The sequence below is a fragment of the Streptomyces sp. NPDC093094 genome, from assembly GCF_044754345.1.
In the GTDB taxonomy this organism is placed as follows: Bacteria; Actinomycetota; Actinomycetes; order Streptomycetales; family Streptomycetaceae; genus Streptomyces.
Genome location: NZ_JBIVOX010000027.1, coordinates 35428 through 56416, shown reverse-complemented (window position 1 = coordinate 56416; position 20989 = coordinate 35428). Strand labels below are relative to the sequence as shown.

General features: G+C 69.5%; 20 protein-coding genes. 7 read left to right on the top strand and 13 right to left on the bottom strand.

Annotated features, from left to right (window positions below; genetic code table 11):
• The first annotated feature begins 115 nt into the window (after positions 1-115).
• A complete protein-coding gene (locus ACIQGV_RS36235) occupies positions 116-688 on the top strand; it encodes a transcriptional regulator (protein ID WP_402502855.1) in 573 nt (190 codons plus the stop codon).
• A gap of 109 nt (positions 689-797) precedes the next feature.
• Here ACIQGV_RS36235 and ACIQGV_RS36230 read toward each other — a convergent pair whose 3' ends face one another.
• The 3 genes from ACIQGV_RS36230 to ACIQGV_RS36220 are packed head-to-tail and all read right to left on the bottom strand — an operon-like array spanning position 798 to position 3243.
• Positions 798-1583, bottom strand: a complete 786-nt coding sequence (locus tag ACIQGV_RS36230) for an ABC transporter permease (RefSeq protein WP_402502853.1) — start codon at positions 1581-1583, stop codon at positions 798-800.
• Positions 1580-2536, bottom strand: coding sequence for an ATP-binding cassette domain-containing protein (locus tag ACIQGV_RS36225; protein WP_402502850.1), 957 nt, complete (start codon positions 2534-2536; stop codon positions 1580-1582). The genes ACIQGV_RS36230 and ACIQGV_RS36225 overlap by 4 nt, the downstream gene beginning before the upstream one ends.
• A gap of 35 nt (positions 2537-2571) precedes the next feature.
• Positions 2572-3243, bottom strand: a complete 672-nt coding sequence (locus tag ACIQGV_RS36220; RefSeq protein WP_402502848.1) for a DUF4097 family beta strand repeat-containing protein — start codon at positions 3241-3243, stop codon at positions 2572-2574.
• A gap of 245 nt (positions 3244-3488) precedes the next feature.
• On the opposite strand from ACIQGV_RS36220, the gene ACIQGV_RS36215 reads away from it, so the two are divergent.
• Both ACIQGV_RS36215 and ACIQGV_RS36210 read left to right on the top strand, forming a co-directional pair.
• On the top strand, positions 3489-4241 hold the full coding sequence (locus tag ACIQGV_RS36215) for a helix-turn-helix domain-containing protein (RefSeq protein ID WP_402502846.1): 753 nt from the start codon (positions 3489-3491) through the stop codon (positions 4239-4241).
• Between the two features lie 50 nt (positions 4242-4291).
• Positions 4292-4660: a hypothetical protein gene (locus ACIQGV_RS36210; protein ID WP_402502844.1), complete on the top strand. Its 369-nt coding sequence runs from the start codon at positions 4292-4294 to the stop codon at positions 4658-4660.
• Positions 4661-4993: 333 nt separating this feature from the next.
• Here ACIQGV_RS36210 and ACIQGV_RS36205 read toward each other — a convergent pair whose 3' ends face one another.
• The 3 genes from ACIQGV_RS36205 to ACIQGV_RS36195 form a co-directional block, all read right to left on the bottom strand.
• Positions 4994-6145: a glycosyltransferase family 4 protein gene (locus ACIQGV_RS36205; RefSeq protein WP_402502842.1), complete on the bottom strand. Its 1152-nt coding sequence runs from the start codon at positions 6143-6145 to the stop codon at positions 4994-4996.
• 5 nt (positions 6146-6150) lie between these two features.
• Entirely contained in the window at positions 6151-7710 is a 1560-nt protein-coding gene (locus tag ACIQGV_RS36200; protein ID WP_402502840.1) for an MAC/perforin domain-containing protein, read from the bottom strand.
• 73 nt (positions 7711-7783) lie between these two features.
• Positions 7784-8560, bottom strand: a complete 777-nt coding sequence (locus ACIQGV_RS36195; protein ID WP_402502837.1) for a hypothetical protein — start codon at positions 8558-8560, stop codon at positions 7784-7786.
• 903 nt (positions 8561-9463) lie between these two features.
• Between ACIQGV_RS36195 and ACIQGV_RS36190 the strand changes: the two genes are divergently transcribed.
• The 3 genes from ACIQGV_RS36190 to ACIQGV_RS36180 all read left to right on the top strand — a co-directional run bounded on the left by ACIQGV_RS36190 (position 9464) and on the right by ACIQGV_RS36180 (position 11086).
• The gene (locus ACIQGV_RS36190; RefSeq protein ID WP_402502834.1) at positions 9464-9916 is read left to right on the top strand and encodes a MarR family transcriptional regulator; all 453 of its coding nucleotides are present in this window, start codon (positions 9464-9466) and stop codon (positions 9914-9916) included.
• On the top strand, positions 9913-10224 hold the full coding sequence (locus tag ACIQGV_RS36185; RefSeq protein WP_402502832.1) for a replication initiation protein, RepL2: 312 nt from the start codon (positions 9913-9915) through the stop codon (positions 10222-10224). The genes ACIQGV_RS36190 and ACIQGV_RS36185 overlap by 4 nt, the downstream gene beginning before the upstream one ends.
• 388 nt (positions 10225-10612) lie before the next feature.
• A complete protein-coding gene (locus ACIQGV_RS36180) occupies positions 10613-11086 on the top strand; it encodes a carboxymuconolactone decarboxylase family protein (RefSeq protein WP_402502830.1) in 474 nt (157 codons plus the stop codon).
• A 60-nt stretch (positions 11087-11146) separates the two neighbouring features.
• Here ACIQGV_RS36180 and ACIQGV_RS36175 read toward each other — a convergent pair whose 3' ends face one another.
• Positions 11147-11512, bottom strand: coding sequence for a peptidoglycan-binding protein (locus ACIQGV_RS36175; protein ID WP_402502827.1), 366 nt, complete (start codon positions 11510-11512; stop codon positions 11147-11149).
• A gap of 488 nt (positions 11513-12000) precedes the next feature.
• Here ACIQGV_RS36175 and ACIQGV_RS36170 point away from each other — a divergent pair, with 488 nt between their 5' ends.
• Positions 12001-13299, top strand: coding sequence for a peptidoglycan-binding protein (locus ACIQGV_RS36170; protein WP_402502825.1), 1299 nt, complete (start codon positions 12001-12003; stop codon positions 13297-13299).
• 171 nt (positions 13300-13470) lie between these two features.
• On the opposite strand, the gene ACIQGV_RS36165 is transcribed toward ACIQGV_RS36170, so the two are convergent.
• From ACIQGV_RS36165 to ACIQGV_RS36140, 6 genes are all read right to left on the bottom strand, one after another.
• On the bottom strand, positions 13471-14013 hold the full coding sequence (locus ACIQGV_RS36165; protein WP_402502823.1) for a hypothetical protein: 543 nt from the start codon (positions 14011-14013) through the stop codon (positions 13471-13473).
• Positions 14014-14097: 84 nt separating this feature from the next.
• Positions 14098-14634 carry an HIT family protein gene (locus ACIQGV_RS36160; RefSeq protein WP_402502821.1) on the bottom strand — a complete coding sequence of 179 codons (537 nt, stop codon included), beginning with the start codon at positions 14632-14634 and terminating at the stop codon, positions 14098-14100.
• 173 nt (positions 14635-14807) lie between these two features.
• On the bottom strand, positions 14808-16016 hold the full coding sequence (locus ACIQGV_RS36155; RefSeq protein ID WP_402502818.1) for a globin domain-containing protein: 1209 nt from the start codon (positions 16014-16016) through the stop codon (positions 14808-14810).
• Between the two features lie 1466 nt (positions 16017-17482).
• Positions 17483-18178, bottom strand: a complete 696-nt coding sequence (locus tag ACIQGV_RS36150) for a hypothetical protein (protein WP_402502816.1) — start codon at positions 18176-18178, stop codon at positions 17483-17485.
• Positions 18179-18397: 219 nt separating this feature from the next.
• Complete coding sequence (locus ACIQGV_RS36145; RefSeq protein ID WP_402502814.1) at positions 18398-19588, bottom strand: ParB/RepB/Spo0J family partition protein; 1191 nt, start codon at positions 19586-19588, stop codon at positions 18398-18400.
• The gene (locus ACIQGV_RS36140) at positions 19585-20844 is read right to left on the bottom strand and encodes a ParA family protein (protein ID WP_402502811.1); all 1260 of its coding nucleotides are present in this window, start codon (positions 20842-20844) and stop codon (positions 19585-19587) included. Before ACIQGV_RS36140 ends, ACIQGV_RS36145 begins: the two co-directional genes overlap by 4 nt.
• Positions 20845-20989 lie beyond the last annotated feature (145 nt).

Sequence of the window (20989 nt, the reverse complement as noted above, 5' to 3'; positions counted from 1 at the left end):
GGATGCCGTCCCCGCGAGCGTCCGCCGAGGCGTCGTCCCGGCCCGCGCCGCTGGCTCATACTGTTGCGGGGCCGCGTCACGACGGTCACCGGTACCGGGCGGAGGGAGACCAGGCGTGCCCGAACGCATCCAGGACTTCGGCAGGTTCGGCGCCCGTGGCATCAAGGGCCACGAGGCCGTGGCACACAGGCTCGACGCCCTCGCCGGTTACATCTCCACCCCTGTGACCGCGCGGCGCGGGCTGCTGGCCCGGCTGCACTACCTCACCCGCACCGACCATGCCCGTGCCGCCGCCCGTGAGGCGGGCCTGACGGTCACCGACCGCACGGTCAGGGCGTGGCTGGACGGCCGGCGCAGTCCTTCGCGCAAGAACCTCGAACGTATCGAGGCCGCCTACCGCACGGTCCGCCGCCACAACGTCGCCCGCTATCTGCTCGCGCGCCTCAACCGGGAGGGCCGCGGCACCCGGGTCGAGATCCACCCTCTGAACCAGTCCCAGGTCGCTGGTCCCCGTCAGCGCGTGGTGGAGTTCCGCACGCTCAACGTCCGGCGCTGGGACCGTATCGTCGACGCCTGGAGCACGGACGACGTCCAGGCCCTCGACGACGCCTGGGTCGACCAGATCACCGATCTCGGCTCGCAGTGGGGCCAGTACGAGTACGTCACCGCCATCGGCTTCGCGGCCTGAGGCCGGACCGGGCGCACACAGCGCAAGGGGCGGCGTACACGACGGGTGTCGGTGTACGCCGCCCTCGGGTGGGACGGGTCGCGGGAGCCGGCCCGCACGGTCACGGCTGTTACTTCGCGTCGCTGTCGAACTTCGAGGTCGCCCAGAAGTAGCCGAGGACGGTCAGGCCGACGCACCAGGCGACGGCGAGCCATCCGTTGTGGCCGATCTCGGTGCCGAGGAGCAGTCCGCGCAGGGTCTCGATGGCGGGGGTGAAGGGCTGGTACTCGGCGACGGGCTGGAACCAGCCCGGCATGGCGTCGACCGGCACGAAGGCGCTGGAGATCAGCGGGAGGAAGATCAGCGGCATCGCGTTGTTGCTGGCGGCCTCCGCGTTGGGGCTGATCAGGCCCATGCCGACGGCGATCCAGGTGAGGGCCAGGGCGAACAGCACGAGCAGTCCGAACGCGGCGAGCCATTCCAGGGCGGTGGCGTCGGTGGAGCGGAAGCCGATGAGCAGTCCGACGGCGCCCACGAGGACCACGCTGATGACCGACTGGAGCACGCTGCCGACGACGTGTCCGACGAGCACCGAGGGGCGGTGGATCGCCATCGTGCGGAAGCGGGCGATGATGCCCTCGCTCATGTCGTTGGAGACGGAGACCGCCGTGCCGATGGTGGTGCTGCCGATGGTCATCAGCAGCAGGCCCGGCACGAGGTAGGCGATGTAGTCGGCCCGGTCCCCGCCGCCGATGCCCGCGCTCATGGTGTCGCCGAAGATGTAGACGAACAGCAGGAGCAGCATGATCGGCGTGAGCAGCAGGTTCAGCGTCAGCGACGGGTAGCGCCGGGCGTGCAGGAGGTTGCGGCGCAGCATGGTGGAGGAGTCGCGCAGGGCGAGGGACAGCGAGCTCATCGGACGGTCTCCTTGGTCTGGGCGGGCACGGCGGTGGGGCCGGTGAGGGCGAAGAACACGTCGTCGAGGTCGGGGGTGTGGACGGTGAGTTCGTCGGCCTCGATGCCGGCGGAGTCCAGCCGGTCGAGGAGGGTGCGCAGTTCGCGCTGGCTGCCGTCGCTGGGGATCTGGAGGGTGAGTGCCTCGTCGTCGCGCTGCACCTGGCCGAGGGTCGCCGCGGCGCTCTCGTAGGCGGCGGGCGCGGAGAACCGCAGGCGGACGTGGCCGCCGGGGACGAGGCGCTTGAGTTGTTCGGCGGTGCCTTCGGCGGCGATCTTCCCGTCGTGCAGGACGGCGATGCGGTCGGCGAGCTGGTCGGCCTCCTCCAGGTACTGGGTGGTGAGGAAGACGGTGGTGCCGCCGGTGACCAGTTCGCGGATGATCTGCCACATGTTGTGGCGTGAGCGGGGGTCGAGTCCGGTGGTGGGCTCGTCGAGGAAGATGATGCGGGGACTGCCGACCAGGGTCATGGCGATGTCCAGGCGGCGCTTCATGCCGCCGGAGTAGGTGGAGGCGGGCTTCTTCGCGGCCTCCACCAGGTCGAAGCGCTCCAGCAGTTCGGCCGCCACCCGCCGCCCCTCCTGCTTGGACAGGTGGTGCAGGTCGGCCATCAGGAGCATGTTCTCCTCGCCGGTGATCAGACCGTCGACGGCGGAGAACTGCCCGGTGACACCGATCGCCGCGCGGACCGCCTGGGGAGCGGTGGCGAGGTCGTGGCCGCCGACGCGGATCTCGCCCGCGTCGGCGCCGATCAGGGTGGAGAGGATCTTCACGGCGGTGGTCTTGCCCGCGCCGTTCGGGCCGAGCAGGGAGAAGATCGTGCCGGCCGGGACGGACAGGTCGATGCCGTCGAGGACGGTCTTGTCGCCGAAGGACTTGCGCAGTCCGCTCGCGGCGATGGCCAGTTCGGTCATGAGGAGAGTGCTCCGTTTCGCAGAGGCTGGGGGGCTCAGAGGCTGCGGGCGGCGATGTCGCCGTGGGCGGTGGTGGCGCGGATGGTGAGACCGGCGGCGGCGCCCTCGGTGTTGCTGAGCGCGTTGTGGACGCGGCCGTAGCCGGTGCCGGCGTCCAGGGAGGCGGAGACCCCGGCGGCGGCGTCGACCTTGATGTCGCCCATCTGCGTGGACAGGACGACCGTGCCACGCTCCGCTCGAGCGATGCTGATGTCGCCCTTCTGGGTGGTGATCTCGGCGGGACCGGTGAGACGGCCGACGAAGACGTCCGCCGCGGCGGCGGTGAGGCGCACGCCGGACGCCTCGTCGATCTTGACGCTGCCGTGCGCACCCTCGAAGACGACGTCGCCGAGGCGTCCGACGGCACGGAACTCGGCGCTGGCCGCCTTCGCCTCGACCCGGGAACCGGAGGGCAGCTGGACGGTCACCTCGACGGTGCCGGAGGGGCCGAAGTACTGGTTCTTCGCCTCCGGGGCGTCGATCCGCAGGACGCCGTCGGCGTACGCGACCGTGATCTGCTCCGCGGCCTTCACGTCACGGCTCTTGGCGGCGTTCGCGGGCAGAACCTCGACGGTGGTGTCGGTCCGGTCGGCGGCGATGAACCGGACGAGACCGGCGGGGATGTCCAGGACCGCGGTGACCGGGGCGGTGGTGTCGAACTTCTGCATGATGCTCTCCCGTTGTGTGTGCCTGCCGGCGCCTGCCTGGCGTTTCCGACATTGGAAAAGCTACGTTGCGTTCAGAGATCCGGCAACACGCTTGTTGCACCTCTCCCATGTAAATGAAGGTCAGGGCGGCAAAATCGTTGCAACGGCTCTGCTTTTAACGCAACGACACGCACGATCGGTCGTTGCAATGGAGTGGATCGAACGCTACAGTCGGCGCATCAGGCACGTACGAGAGGAAGTCCGCGATGCCGGGAGGCAGACTCACCCAGTCCGAACGTCAGCAGATCGCGCTGGGCCTGGCCGACGGCCTCGCCTACGCGGAGATCGCCAGACAGCTGGACCGCCCCACCTCGACGGTCACGCGCGAGGTCATGCGCAACGGCGGCCCCACCGGCTACCGCGCCGACCTGGCCCACCGGGCCACCGAGCACCGCGCGCACCGCCGCAGGCAGGCCACCGCTCCCCGGGAGGCACGGACGCCCGGGCAGACCCACGGACGGGACTCCGAGGCCGTGCGCCAGTACGAGGAGGTGTTCACCACCCTCCTGATGCAGCAGGGCCTGCCCAAGATGATGTCGAGGGTGCTGACCTGTCTGTTCGTCACCGACGAGGGCAGTCTCACCGCGGCCGAACTGGTGGAGCGCCTCCAGGTCAGCCCGGCGTCGATCTCCAAGTCGGTCGCGTTCCTGGAGACCCAGGGCCTGATCCGCCGGGTGCGCGACGAACGCCGCCGCGAGCGCTACCTCGTCGACAACGACGTCTGGTACCAGTCGATGATCGCCGCGGCCCATTCCAACGCGGCGCTCGCCGAGACCGCCCGCCAGGGCGTCAACGTCCTCGGCCCCGACACTCCGGCCGCCGTGCGGCTGGAGAACATAGCGCGCTTCGTCGACTTCGTCTCCGAGAGCATCTTCCGCGCCGCCGAACAGGCCCGCGACATCCTCTACACCGAACCCCCTCAGGCCCTGGACGGCCAGGACGAGGAGAAGCCCGAGTGAATCCGGGCCCGGCCGGGTGACTCCTGTGTCCTGACGGCGTTTAAGGACCCGTGACAGATTCCTGGAGACCCGGCCGGAGCTCCGCCGCAGCGATGACCCTCGCCGACGCCGAACGCACCGTCACGGAAGCGCGCCAGAAGGCTTTCAGAGCCGAGCAGGCCACGGTGGAGGCACTCGGCATCGACCCGCAGACCCTGTACCGCCAGGCGGCGGCGGACGCGGCCGAGGCGGAGGCCGACCACCCCCTGATGGACGCCCTGAGACGACGCGCGGCCGCGGCGACGGCCGCCGAACTCCCCACGATCCTCGAAGAGGCCCGGGTGCTTCTCACCCGCGCCCAGGCCCGCCGCCGGCGACGCCAGGAGCACCAGCGCGTGCTCGACCGGATCGCGGAAGCCTGGGCCGCGGTCACCGGCTGACCGGAACGGGCCCGGGGAACGCCGGCACAGCCGTCGGCACGGAACCCGGTCAGGGCCGGCCGGCCCGTGGACAACCGGTGGAGCCCGGCCCGGTGCGGGCCGCTGTGGGCCGCTGTGGCCCACACCGGATCGCTGCGGCCACAGCGGGCCACACCGGGCCGAAGCACCGCAGGCCGTGCGCGACGTCGGTGCGGGAGCGGAGACGACCGTCCCCACTCCGCGTGGACGGTCACCGGCTCCGTCGGCGCGACCGGCGTCACCGGCGGCCGTCGCGGTGTGTGCCGTGGTCAGCAAGGGGTGCCCCCGTGGGTGGCCCCGTCACGCACCGGGTCATCAGCAGCCTGAGCCTGCCACCGTGTCCCGCAGCAGCGCGCTCCAGCGCCGCGCGATGCCCGCCCAGTCGAACTCGGCCGAGCGGGCCCGGTCCCGGGCCCGCCGGCCCAGCCGGTCGGCTTGTTCCCGGTCCCGGCACAGCGGGAGCAGCACCTCGGCGACATCGGCGGGGTCGACCGGCCCGTATCCGTCGACCGCGGACGGGGCGACGGGCACGAAACCCGCCGCAGACCCCCAGATCTCGCGCAGTGCGGGGTGGCCGGGCATGACCTGTGCGACGCCCGCGGCGGCGTGCTCGAAGGCGACCATGCCCCAGCCTTCCGCCGTGCAGGTGTTCAGACCCACGTCGGCGCTGTTGTAGTAATGGTTCAGGGCCGTGTCGGTGTCGGGCGGCCGGTCGGGGATGAGGACCCGGCCCCGCAGCGACGGACGGCGCGCGTCGTCGCGCAGCCGCTGGCCGTGGGTGAGGATCAGCCGGGTGTCAGGTGCCTTGTCGGCGACCAGGGCGAATGCCTGGAGGGTCGTGCCGAGCCGCTTGCGCGGTGTGTCCCGGTTCGCGTTCAGGACGACCGTCTCCCGGTCGCCCAGGCCGAGGAGGCGACGGGCCGCCGCCCGGGCGACCGCGCGCCCGGCCCGGCGGTCGGGCAGCCCCTCGGCGTCGACGGGCCCGAAGACCTGCCGGTCCACGCCGTGCGGAATCGGCTCCGAGAGGATCGGCGCGCACAGGCCGGTCCGCGCTTGTATCCAGCGCCTCGCGGTGTCCGTGTAGCACACCAGACGGTCGGCAGAGGCGAGCTCGCGCAGCATGGAAGGATCCTGCTCCTGCCATTCCAGCGGCAGGTACAGCACGATGCGGGAGCCTCCATGTGCCCGCACGGTCTTGGTCTGGGCCGCCAGGATCTGGGGATCGTGGCAGGCGAGGACCACGTCCGGCCTGACCCTGCTGAGTACGGCCGGGAGTTCTGCCAGGCCGTACGGATCGCTGCGCAGCAGCGGCGCGATGTATCTGACTCCCGCCAGTGCGGGCGGGGCCGGGGACATCAGGCAGAGAAAGAAGACGTCGAATTCGTGGGCGAGCTCCACAGCCAGGGTTCGCAGGACCCGGGCGTAGCCGGTGTGACGCGAACCCTGGCCGACGATCAGCAGACGCACGGACGCTAGCCGGCGCCGAGGACGTACTGGCCGCCGTATGCCTGCCGGTACAGATACACCGTCATGTCGAGGCTGGGACTGCCGTCGTAGTAGTCACCGATGAAGGCTTCGATGCCGGTGCCGGGTCCGTGCCCGAAGACTCCTGCCAGGGCGTAGACCCGGGGAAAGGCGGTCCAGACGCTCGGATCGTCCTGCTGGCTGCCGGGGTCGCAGTGCGTGATCCAGTCCTGCACGACGGCGGAAGCCCCGGCCGTCTCGAACATCGCGAGCGCGCTGTCGGTCGGAGGCATGTTCAGGAACTGGCCGAACGTCACCATGAGCAGGATGTTCCCGCGCTGGTCGTAGCCCTCGAGGTCGGCGGCCATCTTGTCCCACATGGCCTGGTAGGTCATGGGCCACGCGTACTCCACCGGAAGGCAGTAGTAGCGGTCGAGCAGAACCCCGTGGGGACTGGCCGCATTGTTGCCGTCCAGGACGATGACCTGCGCGCCGACCGGGGACGCGGGCGGATCCTTCGGCTTGATCACCTTGTCGGAGATCAGGATCGGCGGACGCGCCGGAATGTCGCAGGGCCAGGGCAGCCCCGTCGACCAGCTCTGAACGCTGATCTTGAGGTGCATGATCTCCGAGTACAGCTGCCATGCCTCCTGCACCGCGGCGGCACGCTCGGGATCGGAGATCAGCTCCCACACCCCGCCCAGGTCGAAGTCCACCAGGCCGGCCGCGGATCCCAGGGACCGGGTCCACGCGGTGGCCAGGTCGGCCGATGCTTTGGAGAAGTGCCAGGGGTCCACGCCGGCGAGTTGGGCCAGCAGCGCCTGATCGCCGCCGACGCCCTCGACCATGACCCTGGAGTCGTCCCGGTAGGACGACCACTGGTTCGTGGTGATCCCGGACAGGTCCAGCTTGCCGGTGGCGTAGAGCCCGTCGTACTGCGCCTTCACCGAGAGCTCGACGCTCGCCTTGGTGATGGACTCGTTCCGGGTGACCTGGTTGAGGAACGTCAGGTTCCCGCCGAGCGTCACATGCCGCGTGTAGAAGGGCCCGAACACCGCGAAGAAGTCGAAGTAGTCCTCCTTGTTCTCCTCGCTCAGCGGCAGCGGCAGCCCGTCGACCGCCGCGGCGAAGTCGTCGCTGATCGCCTTCTTCGCCAGGTCGGGATTCGTCTCCAGGACGGCGAGCGAGTTGACCGAGCGCCAGTAGCAGAAGTAGCTGTCCGACGAGGTGTTGCGCTCGAAGCTGAAGTCAGCCTCCATCTCCCCGGAGAACGCCCCGTAGGATCCGCCGACACCGGCGTGCACGGACAGCGCGTTCTGCGCCTCCTCACGGGTCTCTGAGACGGTCCTGATCACGTAACTGCTGGGGTCCTCCACGCCGACCACGTAATCGGGGATCGTGTAGTCCACGCCCTGGAAATTGAAGACCGTCGTCCCGGCCTTGGTCGGGTCGACCAGCGGGCGCACCAGGCTTTCGGAGCTGAGAGCCCCGTACACGTTGAATCCCTGTCCGACGGCCTTGGCCTGGGAGAGGCCGGGTATGCCGGATCCTGCCGTTCTGCTCACCATGATCTGCTCCTTCGTCCTCTGCGGTTCCTCGGTGCGGAGGGGTGGGGCATCGGGTGGTCCGCACCTGCACGTGTCAGTGCGCTGCGAGCCAGGCGCGCGCGACGAGCCTTGCGCGTGACTGCAGTCCGGTCCACGGGTCGTGGTCCACCGCGGCGGCCGACGGGGCGAGCGCGTCGAGCACCTCCAGCAGGAAGAACCCGCCCGGGTCGTCGAGCTGGGCGACGACCAGCGGCACGATCCGCTCGCCGAGCGCTGTGAGATCGGTGAACTCGGGGAACTCTGCGAACGCCTCGATCCGGGACGCCGGGCTCGCGGCCACCGCGGCGAGGAACGCCTCGCGCCGACGGGTGAACTCATCGCTCAGCGCGGCGTCCGCGATCAGCTCCACGGCGATCCCGTGAAGGGCCCGACGTTCCTCGGCGGTCAGTTCCGGTTCCATGTCGGGAAGCCTGATGCGCCCTGCAGAAGGGCTGAAGCTCGTCAGGATGGAGCCGTACACATCTCCGCAGAGTTGGTTGCGTCCATGCGTGATGCGTTCCTGTGGGCCGAGCTTGGACTCCCACAGGCCGTCCTCCGAGAACCGTGGGTCCGGCGAGAGTCTGCTGGCGTGGTACATCTTCTTACCCCTGTCCGGGCCCGAGTCCGGCGATCCGAAGCCGTCGACGGTCCCCTCGGCGTACGGGGTGACGGTGAAGCCGTAGTCGTCGTAGAGGGCTTCGAAGGCGGACAGGGGAGAGACCTCTCTGATCCACCGGTCGGTGTAACCCATGCTGAAGGCGACGCAGTTGTACACGTCGGTCGGTTCCCCGGTGATCCACACATCGCCTCTGACCAGGCCGGGCCAGACCATGCTCAGTCTGTTCCATTCCTTGTCGGTCGGTCTCCGCGGCACTTCATCGGTCGTCCCGGGTTGCGCGGCGCTGTTCGAGCCGCCGGTCACCAGCTGTGAGCTGGGAGAAGATTTATCCACATATGCACGTTAACTAGGACAGGATCATATGGCGCTGCCTGAGCGCCTTTCGGGTGACCTGCCGGTACAGGACCTCTGGCCGGACGTGCGGTGGCTCTCCGCCTCGGAGCTGCACCACGCACCGCCCCTCATGAACGCGGCCCGCACCGGCGTCCTCCCGTCGGCAGCCCTTTTCACCGAAGAAGCGTGGCCGGTGCCGCAGGTGGGCCGAGGGAGGCACACGCGCGCCTGACCGGTCGACTGCGGCGCCGCTGTGGCGTGCTTTCGGTGGTGCGGGTCGTGAGGGGGCCGGATCGGCTCGATGCGCGTTGGAAGGTGGCTGGAGGAACGCATGACCTGCGTGCCCGGCGGCCGAACCCCCCCGCCTCGGCCCCGTTCCGGCGGTCAGTGACGTAGTAAGAGAGCGCGCCGCCCAAACAGCCTGTGACCTGCATGAATGCCCATCGGCACCAAGACCGTGGGAACTGCCAGGCAGTTCCTGTGGACGTGGAGGCGGTTCACAGGAGCAGGGTGCCCGGTTCCCAGGATCGTGGCACCCGGTTCCCAGGAACTGCCACCACGTCCACAGGAACCGGGTGCCACGATCCTGGGAACGCCCTAGATTGCCGTGAGGTCAATGAGCTCAGCCCGTTTTTCGGCCTTCCGGCCTTTCCTCGGGGGCAATCGACACGGCCGACAGACCGGCTTGATTGACTTCATGCACATGTGCGTTAGGTTCATCAGGTCGGCCTCGCAGCCGCCTTGATGAACCTTGTCCACAGATCCCCGTGCCCGGAGGGACCGTTGGGAGCAGTACGCAGACTGGTCGACGCCGACACGGGCGAGCCGGTCCCCTATGCGCCGTACGCCTTTGCGGGCAGGCACACCCAGGTGGACAAGGCGCGCGTCGAGGCGATCAGTGAGTCCAGGGCTTTCACGCCCAGTCAGAAGTTCCTGGTCCTGTGGTGGATCGGCGCCTCGCCGGAAGGCATGGACCCGCTCAAGGCGACCGGTGCGGACATCGCCAAGCGGGTGGGAATGTCGACCGATGCGGTCGGGAAAATCAACCGGAAGCTGGCGAAACACCGCATCCTGATCGTGCGCGGACGCATCGGTAACTACAACTTCTACCGGATCAGCCCCTACATTGCTTTCCACGGAACGGGGCTCGAGCAGCGTGAAGCGGTGAAGACGTGCAACCCGCCGGACATTCCCGGTTTCGACGAGAAGACCCCTGCGCGGTGGGAGGCCAAGTGACCAGCGACGACAAGCAGAGCAACCTGGAGCTGCTGAAGGCCACGGCCGGTATGAGCGCCAATCAGCGTCTCGTCGTCATGCTCTACGCCCTGCACCCCACCGACCGCGCGGGAGCGGTCCTGGAGACCGCCGCCAACCTCGCCGCCCTCGTCGGCATGTCGGCGCCGGTCTTCTCGCGCACCCGCAAGCAGGTCATCGAGGCGGGCTGGCTCGAGGAGTCCGACAAGCTCGCCCACATCCGCTACTACCGGCTCAGCCCCAGAGTGCTCGGCGAGAACGTCGTGGTGCCTCTTCGCCGGGCAACCTGAGCGTCCCTGCGAACGTCCCTCATTGCCGTCACGTCAATGAGGCGCGAGGCTCCGCGCACCCTCTTCATCGCCTTCCCGTCGACGATCGCCTTCCTGCCGACGGAGGACGGACGTCCCCGTGAGCGCTCCTCCTTGCCGTCAGGTCAATGAGGAGCGCCCATGAGGACGTCCTCATTGCCGTCACGTCAACAAGAAACGTTCCGCTTCGCCGTACCCGGGGCGCCACAGCCGCTTCCGGGAGCCTCCGGAAGCCCGGACCCGCGCTGACGCCGAGACTCCGCTTGACGGTGACCCAGGTCACAGTCCTTCCCCTGTCACATCACCCCGACCTCACGGGTCAGTGAGGTGAAGCAGCCGACGAGGCGGCAGACGAACCAGGGAGATGACGATGGAAGCTCGTTTCGACTACTACGGCAACGCGGTCTCGGCGAAGTTCGCCCGGTACATCAACTCGGCGGGCAAGGTCGTCAGCGACTCCACCCTCCCGGCGACGATCCAGGAACTGGTGAAGATCCGCGCGAGCCAGATGAACGGCTGCGGCTTCTGCACGGACATGCACACCAAGGACGCCGCCCACGCCGGTGAGACCCAGACCCGCCTGAACCTCGTCGCGGCCTGGCGGGAGGCGAACGTCTTCACCGACGCCGAGCGCGCCGCCCTGGAGCTGACCGAGCAGGGCACCCGCATCGCCGACGCGGCGGGCGGCGTCCCCGACGACGCCTGGGCGAACGCCGCCAAGCACTTCGACGAGGACCAGCTGGCGGCCCTGGTGTCCCTGATCGCCCTGATCAACGCCTACAACCGCATGAACGTCATCGTCCAGCAGCCCGCCGGCGACTACCGGCCCGGCCAGTGGAGCTGACCTCCCCTGCACGACGGACGGCCGTCCGTGCCGCGCCCAGGACGTGCGCGGCGCAGACGGTCAGCAGGCGTAACGGCCGTACGTGCTCCAGAAGTCGAGCGCGCTCCACGTCCTGGGACCGACGACCCCGTCGACCCCGGTGAAGCCGCAGTCATCGCCCTGGAACCTGATCACGGCGTCGTAGGTCTGACGGCCGAACACCCCGTCGATCGCCAGGTTCGTGTTGCTCATCGACGTGTTCAGCTCGCACTGCAGGGCCTTCACCGCGGCCCCCGTGGCGCCGTGACGCAGCGTCGGCTCCTGCGTCGAGTACCTGCCGCAGTTGTCGGGCGAGGTCGCGGCGGACGCCGCGGGGGCGGCCGTGAGGACGGCGCCGCCGACCACAACGGCAGCGGCGGCGGCCAGGGCGGCAAGTCTCCTGCTCATCGGAACTCCTGTCGGTACGAGGACGCACACTGACGTACGTCCTGTCGGTGCGCAGACGCCCGCGGACGCACACGGAGGTGCGCCGGGCAGGGTGCCTGCTGGAGGAGTTCAGGACTGTTCCACACCCGAGATCCGCCGGACAACGCCGGACCGTCCCAGAAGACGACGAGAGCGTCCCAGGACACGACCACACGCATCCCACGCCTGTGACCTGCGGATTCATCGGTATCCGACGGAAATCCCAGGACGCCCGGCGCCCCACCGCCCTCCCGCGCGCGGCGAGCCGTCCCGCAGGGATCCCGGTACGCGTGAGGCGCGGCGCTTCCGTGCAGGTCAGCGCCGGGGGATGTCCCAGAGCGTCCCTCTCTGCCGTGCGCGCTGGTGGGACGGAGGTGCCGTGCCCAAGGATGGTCGTCGCCGGCCGGCACTCCCCCACCCTTCATCCGTCCCTCCCGGGCACGCCCCGGAAAAGCAGGGAGAGATTCCACTTGCTTGCAACGACCCTCCGCACGCCCACGCGTGCGGCCGGCGCCCGTGTCACCTCGGTGGCACTCGCCCTCGCCGCGATACTCGTCGGCCTGCTGCTCGGCCCCGGGCTCACCCAGGCCCACGCCGTCACCGACGTACGCCTGCTCCAGCGCGACCTCGCCGGCCTCGGCTACGCCCCCCTCAGCGGCGTCGACGGCGTCTACGGGCCCCAGACCACCGAGTCGGTACGGCACTTCCAGAGCGACAACTCCCTGGACGTGGACGGCGACGCGGGCCCCGCCACCATGTCCGCGCTCACCGCGAAGGTGAAGCTGGTGCAGAGCAAGGCCGGTACACCGGCCGACGGCGACTACGGCTCCGCCACCCTCACCGCGGTCAGGAACTACCAGAGCGCCCACGGCCTGGACATCGACGGCATCGCGGGCCCCCAGACCATGGGCGCGATGGACATCGACCGCATCACCTCCAGCGGCAGCGGCACCAGCAGCGACACCAAGCTCCTCCAGCGCAACCTCGTCGGCCTGGGCTACCTGGGCTCCGGCGGCGTCGACGGCATCTACGGGCCGGCCACCAAGGACGCGGTGCTGTCCTTCCAGAGCGACAACGGCCTCCAGGTCGACGGCATCGCCGGCCCCCAGACCAACGGCGCGCTCACCGCGAAGGTGCAGCAGGTGCAGGCCAAGGCGGGCACGTCCGCCGACGGCGACTACGGCCCCGCCACCCTCGCCGCGGTCAGGACCTACCAGCACGCGCACGGCCTGGAGGAGGACGGCATCGCCGGTCCCCGGACCATGGCGTCCATGGGCATCGCCCGTGAGACGGGCGGCGGCACCCCGGCGGGCGGCAGCGGCGGTACCCCCACCGTCCCCCCGGTGTCCGGCAGCGTCCGCGAGAAGATCATCCAGGCCGCCCGCTCGCAGCTCGGCCAGCACGAGTGGTCGACCAACTGCAACCCGTACGGCCCCTGCGTGCCCTGGTGCGCCCTGTTCGCCAGCTGGACCTGGAGGCAGGCGGGCGTCAACTTCAGCACCGCGTTCAGCGGCGACTTCTACTACTACGGCCGCAACCACGGCACGCTGCACAACGGTCTGAGCAACCCGCAGCCCGGTGACGCCATCGTCTTCGGCACCGGCCCGCAGAACACCAGCACCAGCGTGCACGTCGGCATCATCGAGAAGGTCTACTCGGACGGCAGCGTCGACACCATCGAGGGCAACGCCAGCGACCAGGTGATGCGACGTCACGGCACACCCTCCGGCCGCGGCGCCTACGCCATCGTCTCCCCCGCCGGAGCCTGACCCTGCCGTCTCTGCCGCGGCAGGACTGCGCCACCCTGCCCGTGTCACCCGCGGCCTTGAAGCCGCGGGTGGCACGGGTCCCACCGTCGGCTCCACGAGGCTGTGACACCGCCGAGGCGGCGTCCTGGTCCCCGGCCGGCGCGGCTGGCGCGGCCGGCGCGGCACACGGCCTCACGAGTTCATCTGGCGGTCGGTCAGCCACCGTGCCTGAGCCACATCCCCGCCGGCCACGGTCAGGCCGGCTCTGGCAGCGACGTAGAAGCGGTCCCGGTCCTCGTCCGCGCGCCGTACGGCAGCCTCCCAGTCGAAGCCGTCGCCGGCGATTCCCCGTGCCGCCCGCTCCAGCTGCTGCACCGACCAGCGCCACTCGCGTGCGGCGGCCACCGTGTCCGCGTCGCCGAGCAGGAGCACGCCCTCCCATGCCTTGGTCCGCTGGGCGTCCGCCTGGGCCATCAGCTCAAGGCCCGTGGACCGGTCGATCGCATGCGCGCGTGACCCGGGCCGGGACTGCGCCGTGATGCGGTGCGCGAGTATGTGTACCTCCTTGAGCGCGCGCCCGAACTCGGAGTAGGCGTCCAGCCGTCGCTCGTCCCACCGCACCGAAAGAGTGCGTGTCCACTGGGCCTTGTCGTTGAGGCGCGATGTGAGCAGCGTCCCGAGGACGCCGACGACGACACCCATGAGCGCAGGCAGTTGGTTCAGAAAGGCAGTCACCTTCGCAGCGTGCCCGTCACGCGGCCCGGCCAAGTGCGGTGCTCCACGTGACCAACTGAGCCGCTCGTCACATGAGCGACGTCGTCACCGGCCTTGGTTTCCTTCGTACCCCGGGCTCGCCGCCTCCTGAGCTGTCCGCTGTCGGTCCGCCGGGCGCAGACGGTCCAGTTCGTCCCCGATCGCCCTGCGCAGCGGGTCGTGCCGCGGACCGAGTGCGTACTGCTCGTCGGTCCATCTGTCGCGGGGATAGAGCCACACCGGCATGCGCACCAGGTCGGCCGGCTCCCACTCGAACCGTGGCCATACGTGCGCGTGCAGGAACCCGTCGGTGTTGCCCAGGATCTCCAGATTGACCCGCCGGAAGGCCGTGTCCATGCGACGGGACGCCCGCTCGACTGCTTCTCCGAGTCGGTCCATGTCGGACAGGAAGGCCAGCCGCTTGTCCCTGGACAGGTCCGACAGTCTTTCCACCCGGGGATCGTCCGCCAGGAGCACCGAGTAGCCCGGCAGGAACTGCACATCGCCGATCGCTGCGAACCCGGCGTCCAAACGCCGCAGAACTGCGGGGTTCTCGCCTCGCAGGGCACTTCCGATCCGATCCGTCCGCCAGTCGTCGACCATGGCCGGACCCTACCCGGCCGCCGCTTCCTCGGTCCGGGGGGAGAGCGAGGCACCTATTACCCGGTAATAGGTGCCTCGGGCATCTACGGCGGGGCGGGGGCACTCCCCCACCCCGCTCACCGGCGCCGCCCAGGCGTCGTCGGCATCCTCCGCCGTGACCGGCCGGGCAGGTCCTAGTCGAGATCCGCCTGCCACAGGTCCGGGCCGAACACCTCGTACTGGATGTCGTTCGGTGCGACACCACGCTCGAGCAGCAGGCTCCGCAGCGGTTGCATGAACGCCAGCGGGCCGCACATGTAGTACACCGCGTGCTCGGGCAGGTCGACGTGGGAGAGGTCCATCATTCCCTCGAAGACGCCCTTCACCGGCTCATTGGTCTGCGCGCCCTTCTCGTACCAGAGGTACATCTCGGCGTTCCGCAGTTCGAGAACGTCGCTGACCACCTGGCGGCGCAGCGCGAAGGACGCCTCGTCGACGTCGGCGTGCAGCATGGTGATCGGCAGCCGGGACTCGGCCTGGACGAGGTGGGAGAGCATCCCGGCCATGGGGGTGATCCCGATGCCCGCCGTGGCGAACACCACCGGCCGTCCCGAGTCGTCGAGCACGACGTCGCCGTAGGGCAGCGACAGCGTGAGGACGTCGCCCACGTCGACCGAGTCGTGCAGGAGAGCCGACACCTCTCCCTCGGGCTCGCCATTGCCGCGGACCCGCTTCACCGAGAACTGGCGGTGCTCGCCGTCGTCGGCCCGGGTCAGGCTGTACTGGCGCGGTTGCCGCACCCCGTCGGGCATGTCGATCAGCACGGTGACGTACTGGCCGGGCAGCGAAGTCGTCACCAGGCGGTCGTCGACCCGCTTGACCACGAACGTCACGACGTCACGGGTCTCCCTGATCTTCTTCTCGACCACCCACTTCCGCCACACCGTCTCCGGCGTGACCCCTCGCGCGCTGTACAGACCGCGTTCCTGGTTGATCAGGGCGTTCGCCATCAGCCAGTAGACCTCGTCCCAGGCCGCGGCGACCTCCGGGGTGACCGCCTCGCCCAGTACGTCGACGATGGCCCACATCAGGTTGTCGTGGACGATCCGGTACTGGTCCGCACTGATGCCGAGGGACGCGTGCTTGTGCGCGATCCGCTTCAGCAGGTGCTCCGGTGTCCGCTCCGGCGTGGCCACCAGACCGCTGGCGAACGCCGCCACGGATCCGGCGAGTGCCTGCTGCTGCTCCCCGTGGGCCTGGTTGCCGCGGTTGAAGACCCCGTCCAGGAGTTCGGGATGCTCGGCGAACAGGTGACGGTAGAAACGCTGGGCGATTTCACCGATGTGCTCGGCGACGACAGGAAGCGTCGCCGCGACGACGGGGCGAGACGTGTTCGAGAGCATGACGCGTTCTCCAGCGCAGGCGTAGTGCGAGCGGACCCCGGACGACCACGACATCACCCACGCGGTACAGCTGCGGCGGAGACCGACGGCCGCCCCACGTGACTGCCGCGGCCGTCCTCGGCGACCGGACCGTCGGGACGCGCCACACGGCGGCCCGCCCCCCACGCTAGAAGCGGACGGCGCGCTTCGCATGTCAGCCTGCTGCGCCGGCGTCCTTCCCCGCCGGGCCGTCGCACAGAACTTCCGCTCATCCTCGCCGCCTGACTCCGCGTCCAGCAGACGGACGGTCAGGGACTCACCCTCCGCCACACCCCAACCGAGGCGCTCTGCGGCCCGCAACAAGACCTCCGTCTGCCGCACACCCTCCCCCACTCCCTCACTCCCCCGCCGTCCGCCGTCCGCCGTCCGCCGTCCGCCTGACGATCGTCGTGCTGCGTGGGTCGACGAAGTTCGCCTTGCATGAGCGGAAGACCGACAGAGCCGACTGCACAGCACAACGACACCCCCTCTCAGGGCACGGCGGCTATTACCCGGTAATAGTTGCTTTAGGCTCCCATGGGTGGCCGTCTGGCAAGTGTGGCGGGCGAACTATTACCGAGTAATAGCCGGCAGATGCATCTGACGAGCGAGCGGCGGGATCGAGGTGAGCTATTACCCGGTAATAGGTGGCTGGGGCACCCAGCTGCCCGACGGTCCGGTCTCACCGCCCCTTCGACCGATCGCCGTCGGCCTGCTTGCTGTGGACGGTCGGCCACCTGGCTCTCGATCGGACCTCAGTGGCCGGTCGGTCAGTCGATGGCGGGGGCGGTGCCTAAGAGAGAATCGAGCAGGCTCGCTCTCGTGTCCGATGACAACACAGGCCGCGGCCTCTGGCCCCCGGGAGAGCTCCATGAGCCGGGCCAGGGCTGCCGCCTCGGAAGGCGCTTCGGTCGGGCCGAGACCGAGCACCCGGGTCGCACGCTCGCGCCGTCTGTCGAGGTCGGGCAGATCCTCCCGGCACTCCTCGGTGACCATCTGGAACTGTTCGGCCGTCCGGCCGGGAGCGTCCCGCCGCCACGGCGCCACAAGACGCAGCCGAACCAACTCGGGCAGCCCGACCGCGAGTGGGGCGGCTTCACCGTCGAAGCTCACGTACACCACCGGGCGCCGACCGTCAGGGATCGATCAGGCGAACAGGCCGCCCGTCGATCTGCGGCGAGACCGGTCGACCTCCGGTGCGCCAGGACCGCCTCGCCGGCTCTGGCTCCTGCCGCACAAGCAGTCTGGTGGCCTATTACCCGGTAATAGTTGCTTGAGGTATCTATTGAGGCGTCGGCAGCGGTGAGTCGGTACCGGGTAGTAGCCGGCTCACGCGCCCAGCGGATGGATGCCAACCGAAGGCGAGCTATTACCCGGTAATAGATGACCGGAGCACCCGGTGGTGTGACCGGAAGGTTCACCGTGCCGTAGCGCCCGGCGGCGCGTCATCAGCTGGTCCAGGGCAGGCGGACGGCTTCGATCTCGAGGTCCGCGAGCAGCGTCTCGACAAGCGGGCGAGGGCCGCAGACCTTGGCGCCCCAGAGGTCGTAGTCGGTACAGGCGACCCAGGAGCGGTCCGCGGCCCACAGGTTGGACGGGGTATGGAGGACGTCCGGGTTGTCGAAGAGGGACCGGGCGTCTCCCAGGCGGCCGGAGCGGACATGCTCCTTCTCGAAGTCCCGTACGACGATCGGGTTGTAGTACGCCAGGCAGGCGGTGTCCGCTCCCCGAGGGCTGTGCGCGGTGAGGAACCGGATCAGCTGGTCCCATGTCGGCCTGTCTAGACTGCCCTCGGCGGGCCATTCGACAGAGCCGGGCCGGATGCCCGCCTCCTGCGCGGAGGGGAAGCAGCGAGACCAGGGGTACAGGCCCTGCGGTACCACCGGATCACCGATACGGGCGGCCAGCTCCGCCCAGCGCAGCCGCTCCCACCCCGGGCCGGGGTGCTCGTCCCGGCCCTGTGCCTCGTTGACCGAATCCCCCGCGGCTGCCCCGCGTTCGTACATGCCGCCGAGCACCCAGGCGGCGTCGGGCAGCCCTGGTGCCTCGTAGCCGGTGAGGCCGTCGTCCTGAGCGAGCGCGGCGAGCCAGTCGGTCTCAAAGGCGGGCGCGAGGGGCCACAGGGCGAGAATGTCGTCGGGCATCCGGCCAGGCTATGGCCCGGCGGGAGCGACCGGCAGACGGTGGTGAGCTATTACCGGGTAATAGATGGCATGCACAACCAGTGGGTGTGCATCAGTCGGAGGCGAGCTATTACCCGGTAATAGATGACCGGGGCACCTGAGTGCCCCGGTCTCGGTCGGCCTGCCGGGAGCGACCGGCAGACGGTGGTGAGCTATTACCGGGTAATAGCCGCCCCTCACTCAGGCCGGTCCGGCCGGACCGGAAACCGCCGCCTGGACGAAGTCCTCGTAGTCCTCCGGGTACAGGACCCGGGCCCGGGCGTTGACGAGCCGGACCAGCTCCAGGAAGTGCTCCTTGTCCATCCGCTGAGCCACCAGCATCCCGATGTGGGTCGGGTCGTCGAAGCGAAGCCGACGAGCGCGGCACTCCGCACAGGTCTCCCGCCGTTCCTCGTCCGCGGCATTCGTACGCGGCTCCGGCACCTGCCCGTCCCCGGCCTGGGCGGCTGCCTCCGCAGGTCCGGCCGAACCCGGCGCAGCGCTCGTGCCGGTGAGGGACGAGTGCGTGTGGTGCTCCCCCACCGGGTTCTGGGGCACGGTCACCTCGGCCCGGACGGGCTCGGGTTCAGCCACTGCACGGGTCTGTGCCGGTGCGCTCGCGGGTGCTTCCTGAGCGGTGGCCTGCTGCGCGGCCTGCCTGACCTGCTTCTCGGCGTCCCGCGCCGCTGCGTCCTTCTGCTTCAGCTTCTCGAGCGCGGCTTCCTGCTCCGCTTCCGGCTTGTTGCCGACCGCGCGCAGGTGCTTGATGTTCTCGCTGCCGATGCGCTCCTGCAGTTCGGGCTTGAGGCTGAGCAGCGCGAGCCGCTGCGAGATCCATCCCTGGGACTTGTGCAGCCGCCTCGCCAGGGCGCTCTGGCTGTTGTCGTGCAGGGCGAGCAGACGCTGCAGTGCGTGCGCCTCGTCGAGCGGCGACAGGTCCCTGCGGTGGATGTTGGCCACCAGAGCGGACTCGAGGAGTTCCTCCGAGGTGCCGCCCTGTTCGTCGTTGACCCAGACCTGAATGTGGGGCAGGCCGGCTTCCCGGGCGGCGGCCAGCCGGCTGCTGCCGTCGATGACGACGTGTGTGGTGTCCGGTTCGAGCTCGGTCTCGTGAGCCGGGTTCGCCTTCACATAGGCGTCCCGGTTCATGACGACGATCGGCTGCTTCTGCCCGTGCTCCTTCATACTGGCGGCCAGTTCCGCCAGGTCCCCCAGGCTGGAACGGGGGTTGTCGGGGTTGGGGCTGACCTTGCCGACGGGAAGCCGGGTGGGAGGAGCGATGCCGTCGGTGGGCACACCCGTGGCGGCGGCGACCGCCTGGCGCCGTGCGCTGACGGGGGCGGCGGCGCTGCTGCCGAATCGTCCGGCGCCGAGCTGACTGGCTTTGCTCATGAGATCTCCCGCGCCAGAGCACGCATGCTGACGGCCTGCTGGCTGCTGGGGGCGTACGACAGCAAGGGCCGCTTGACGCGTACGGCTTCCTTCTGTTCCTTCAGATCGCCGACCAGACCGACCACCCGGGGATCCTTTATGTCGACCCAGCCCTGAAGGGAAGAGGTGGCGATGTACCCGCGGCGCCCGTCGTACAGGTTGACGACGATGCCGAGGTAGTCGATGTCCAGCTTCAGGTCGTTGCGCAGGTCCTCGATCTGAGTGGTGAGCAGATCGTAGGCGTCGGCGGAGGAGTCCTCGGCCTGGACGACGACGAGCGGACCGGAGTTCCCGGGCTCCTCACCGTCACGGCGCCGTCCGTAGTACACGGCGGCGTCCATGCTCAGGCCCAGGCTGGGCGGGCAGTCGACGACGATGACGTCGTAGTCCGCTTCGAGCGGTTCCAGGGCGCGTTCGAGCGCCGCTTCCCGGGCCCGCACGCTGGACAGGCGCACGTCCAGGAGGAACGCGTCGTGGCAGGCGGGCAGGAGATGCAGCCGGTCGCCGAAGGTCTCGGGCTCCACGGCGACGATCAGGTCCCGCAGGTCGCCCTTGGGAGTGCTGCCCATGTGGTTGGTGAGGCTGTCACCGTTCATCGGCAGGGGAGTGGCGCCCAGCTGGTTGGTGAGGTGGCACTGCGGGTCGAAGTCGACGAGCAGCACACGCTTGCCGAGCCCGGGAAGCTGCTCCACGTCCAGGTCGTCCTCCTGCGCCGGTGCGTCGGCACCGGTGTCGGACGCGCGCAGCGCCTTCAGCAACTGCTTGGCCACGCGGACCGGGAGGAGACTGCCCCGGTCCTCGGCGAGGGCCTCGCCGAGACCGGCGGTGATGGCGGTCTTGCCGACCCCGCCCTTCTGGTTGCAGACCACGATGCGTCGCGTGGCGGCCGCCGACTCGACACCGGGGGAGGGGTTCACGTCCAGCCACAGCTTGACGGACTGGGCGAGCCCCTGGGTGAGGGAGACGCCTCGGTCACCGGCGATGCGCCGGAACTCGTCCCACTGACCCTGCGGCAGGAAGGTCCCGAACGACTCGGCGCCGTCCGTCTCGACCGTCTCGGTGGCGGAAGCGAGGCGGCACCAGCGGGTGATGCCCTGTTCGACGGCCTGCTGGATCTCGAGGCCGTGCTGGGCGGCTCTGACCTTGAGGTCCTGCTTCAGCCGTCCAGGCAGCTTGGACACGACCTTCTCGCGGTCGGGCGTGGCTGGAGTAGTCATGGGGGTTACCTTACTAACACGCAAGATCAAATGTGTGGTCGCCACGCCAACTTTCTAGTTCTGCTCGATCGGGGCACCAGCTATTACCGGGTAATAGCTGCCGCGCGACTCGCGCCTCGGCAGGTGGCCGCACCACAAGTTCGCC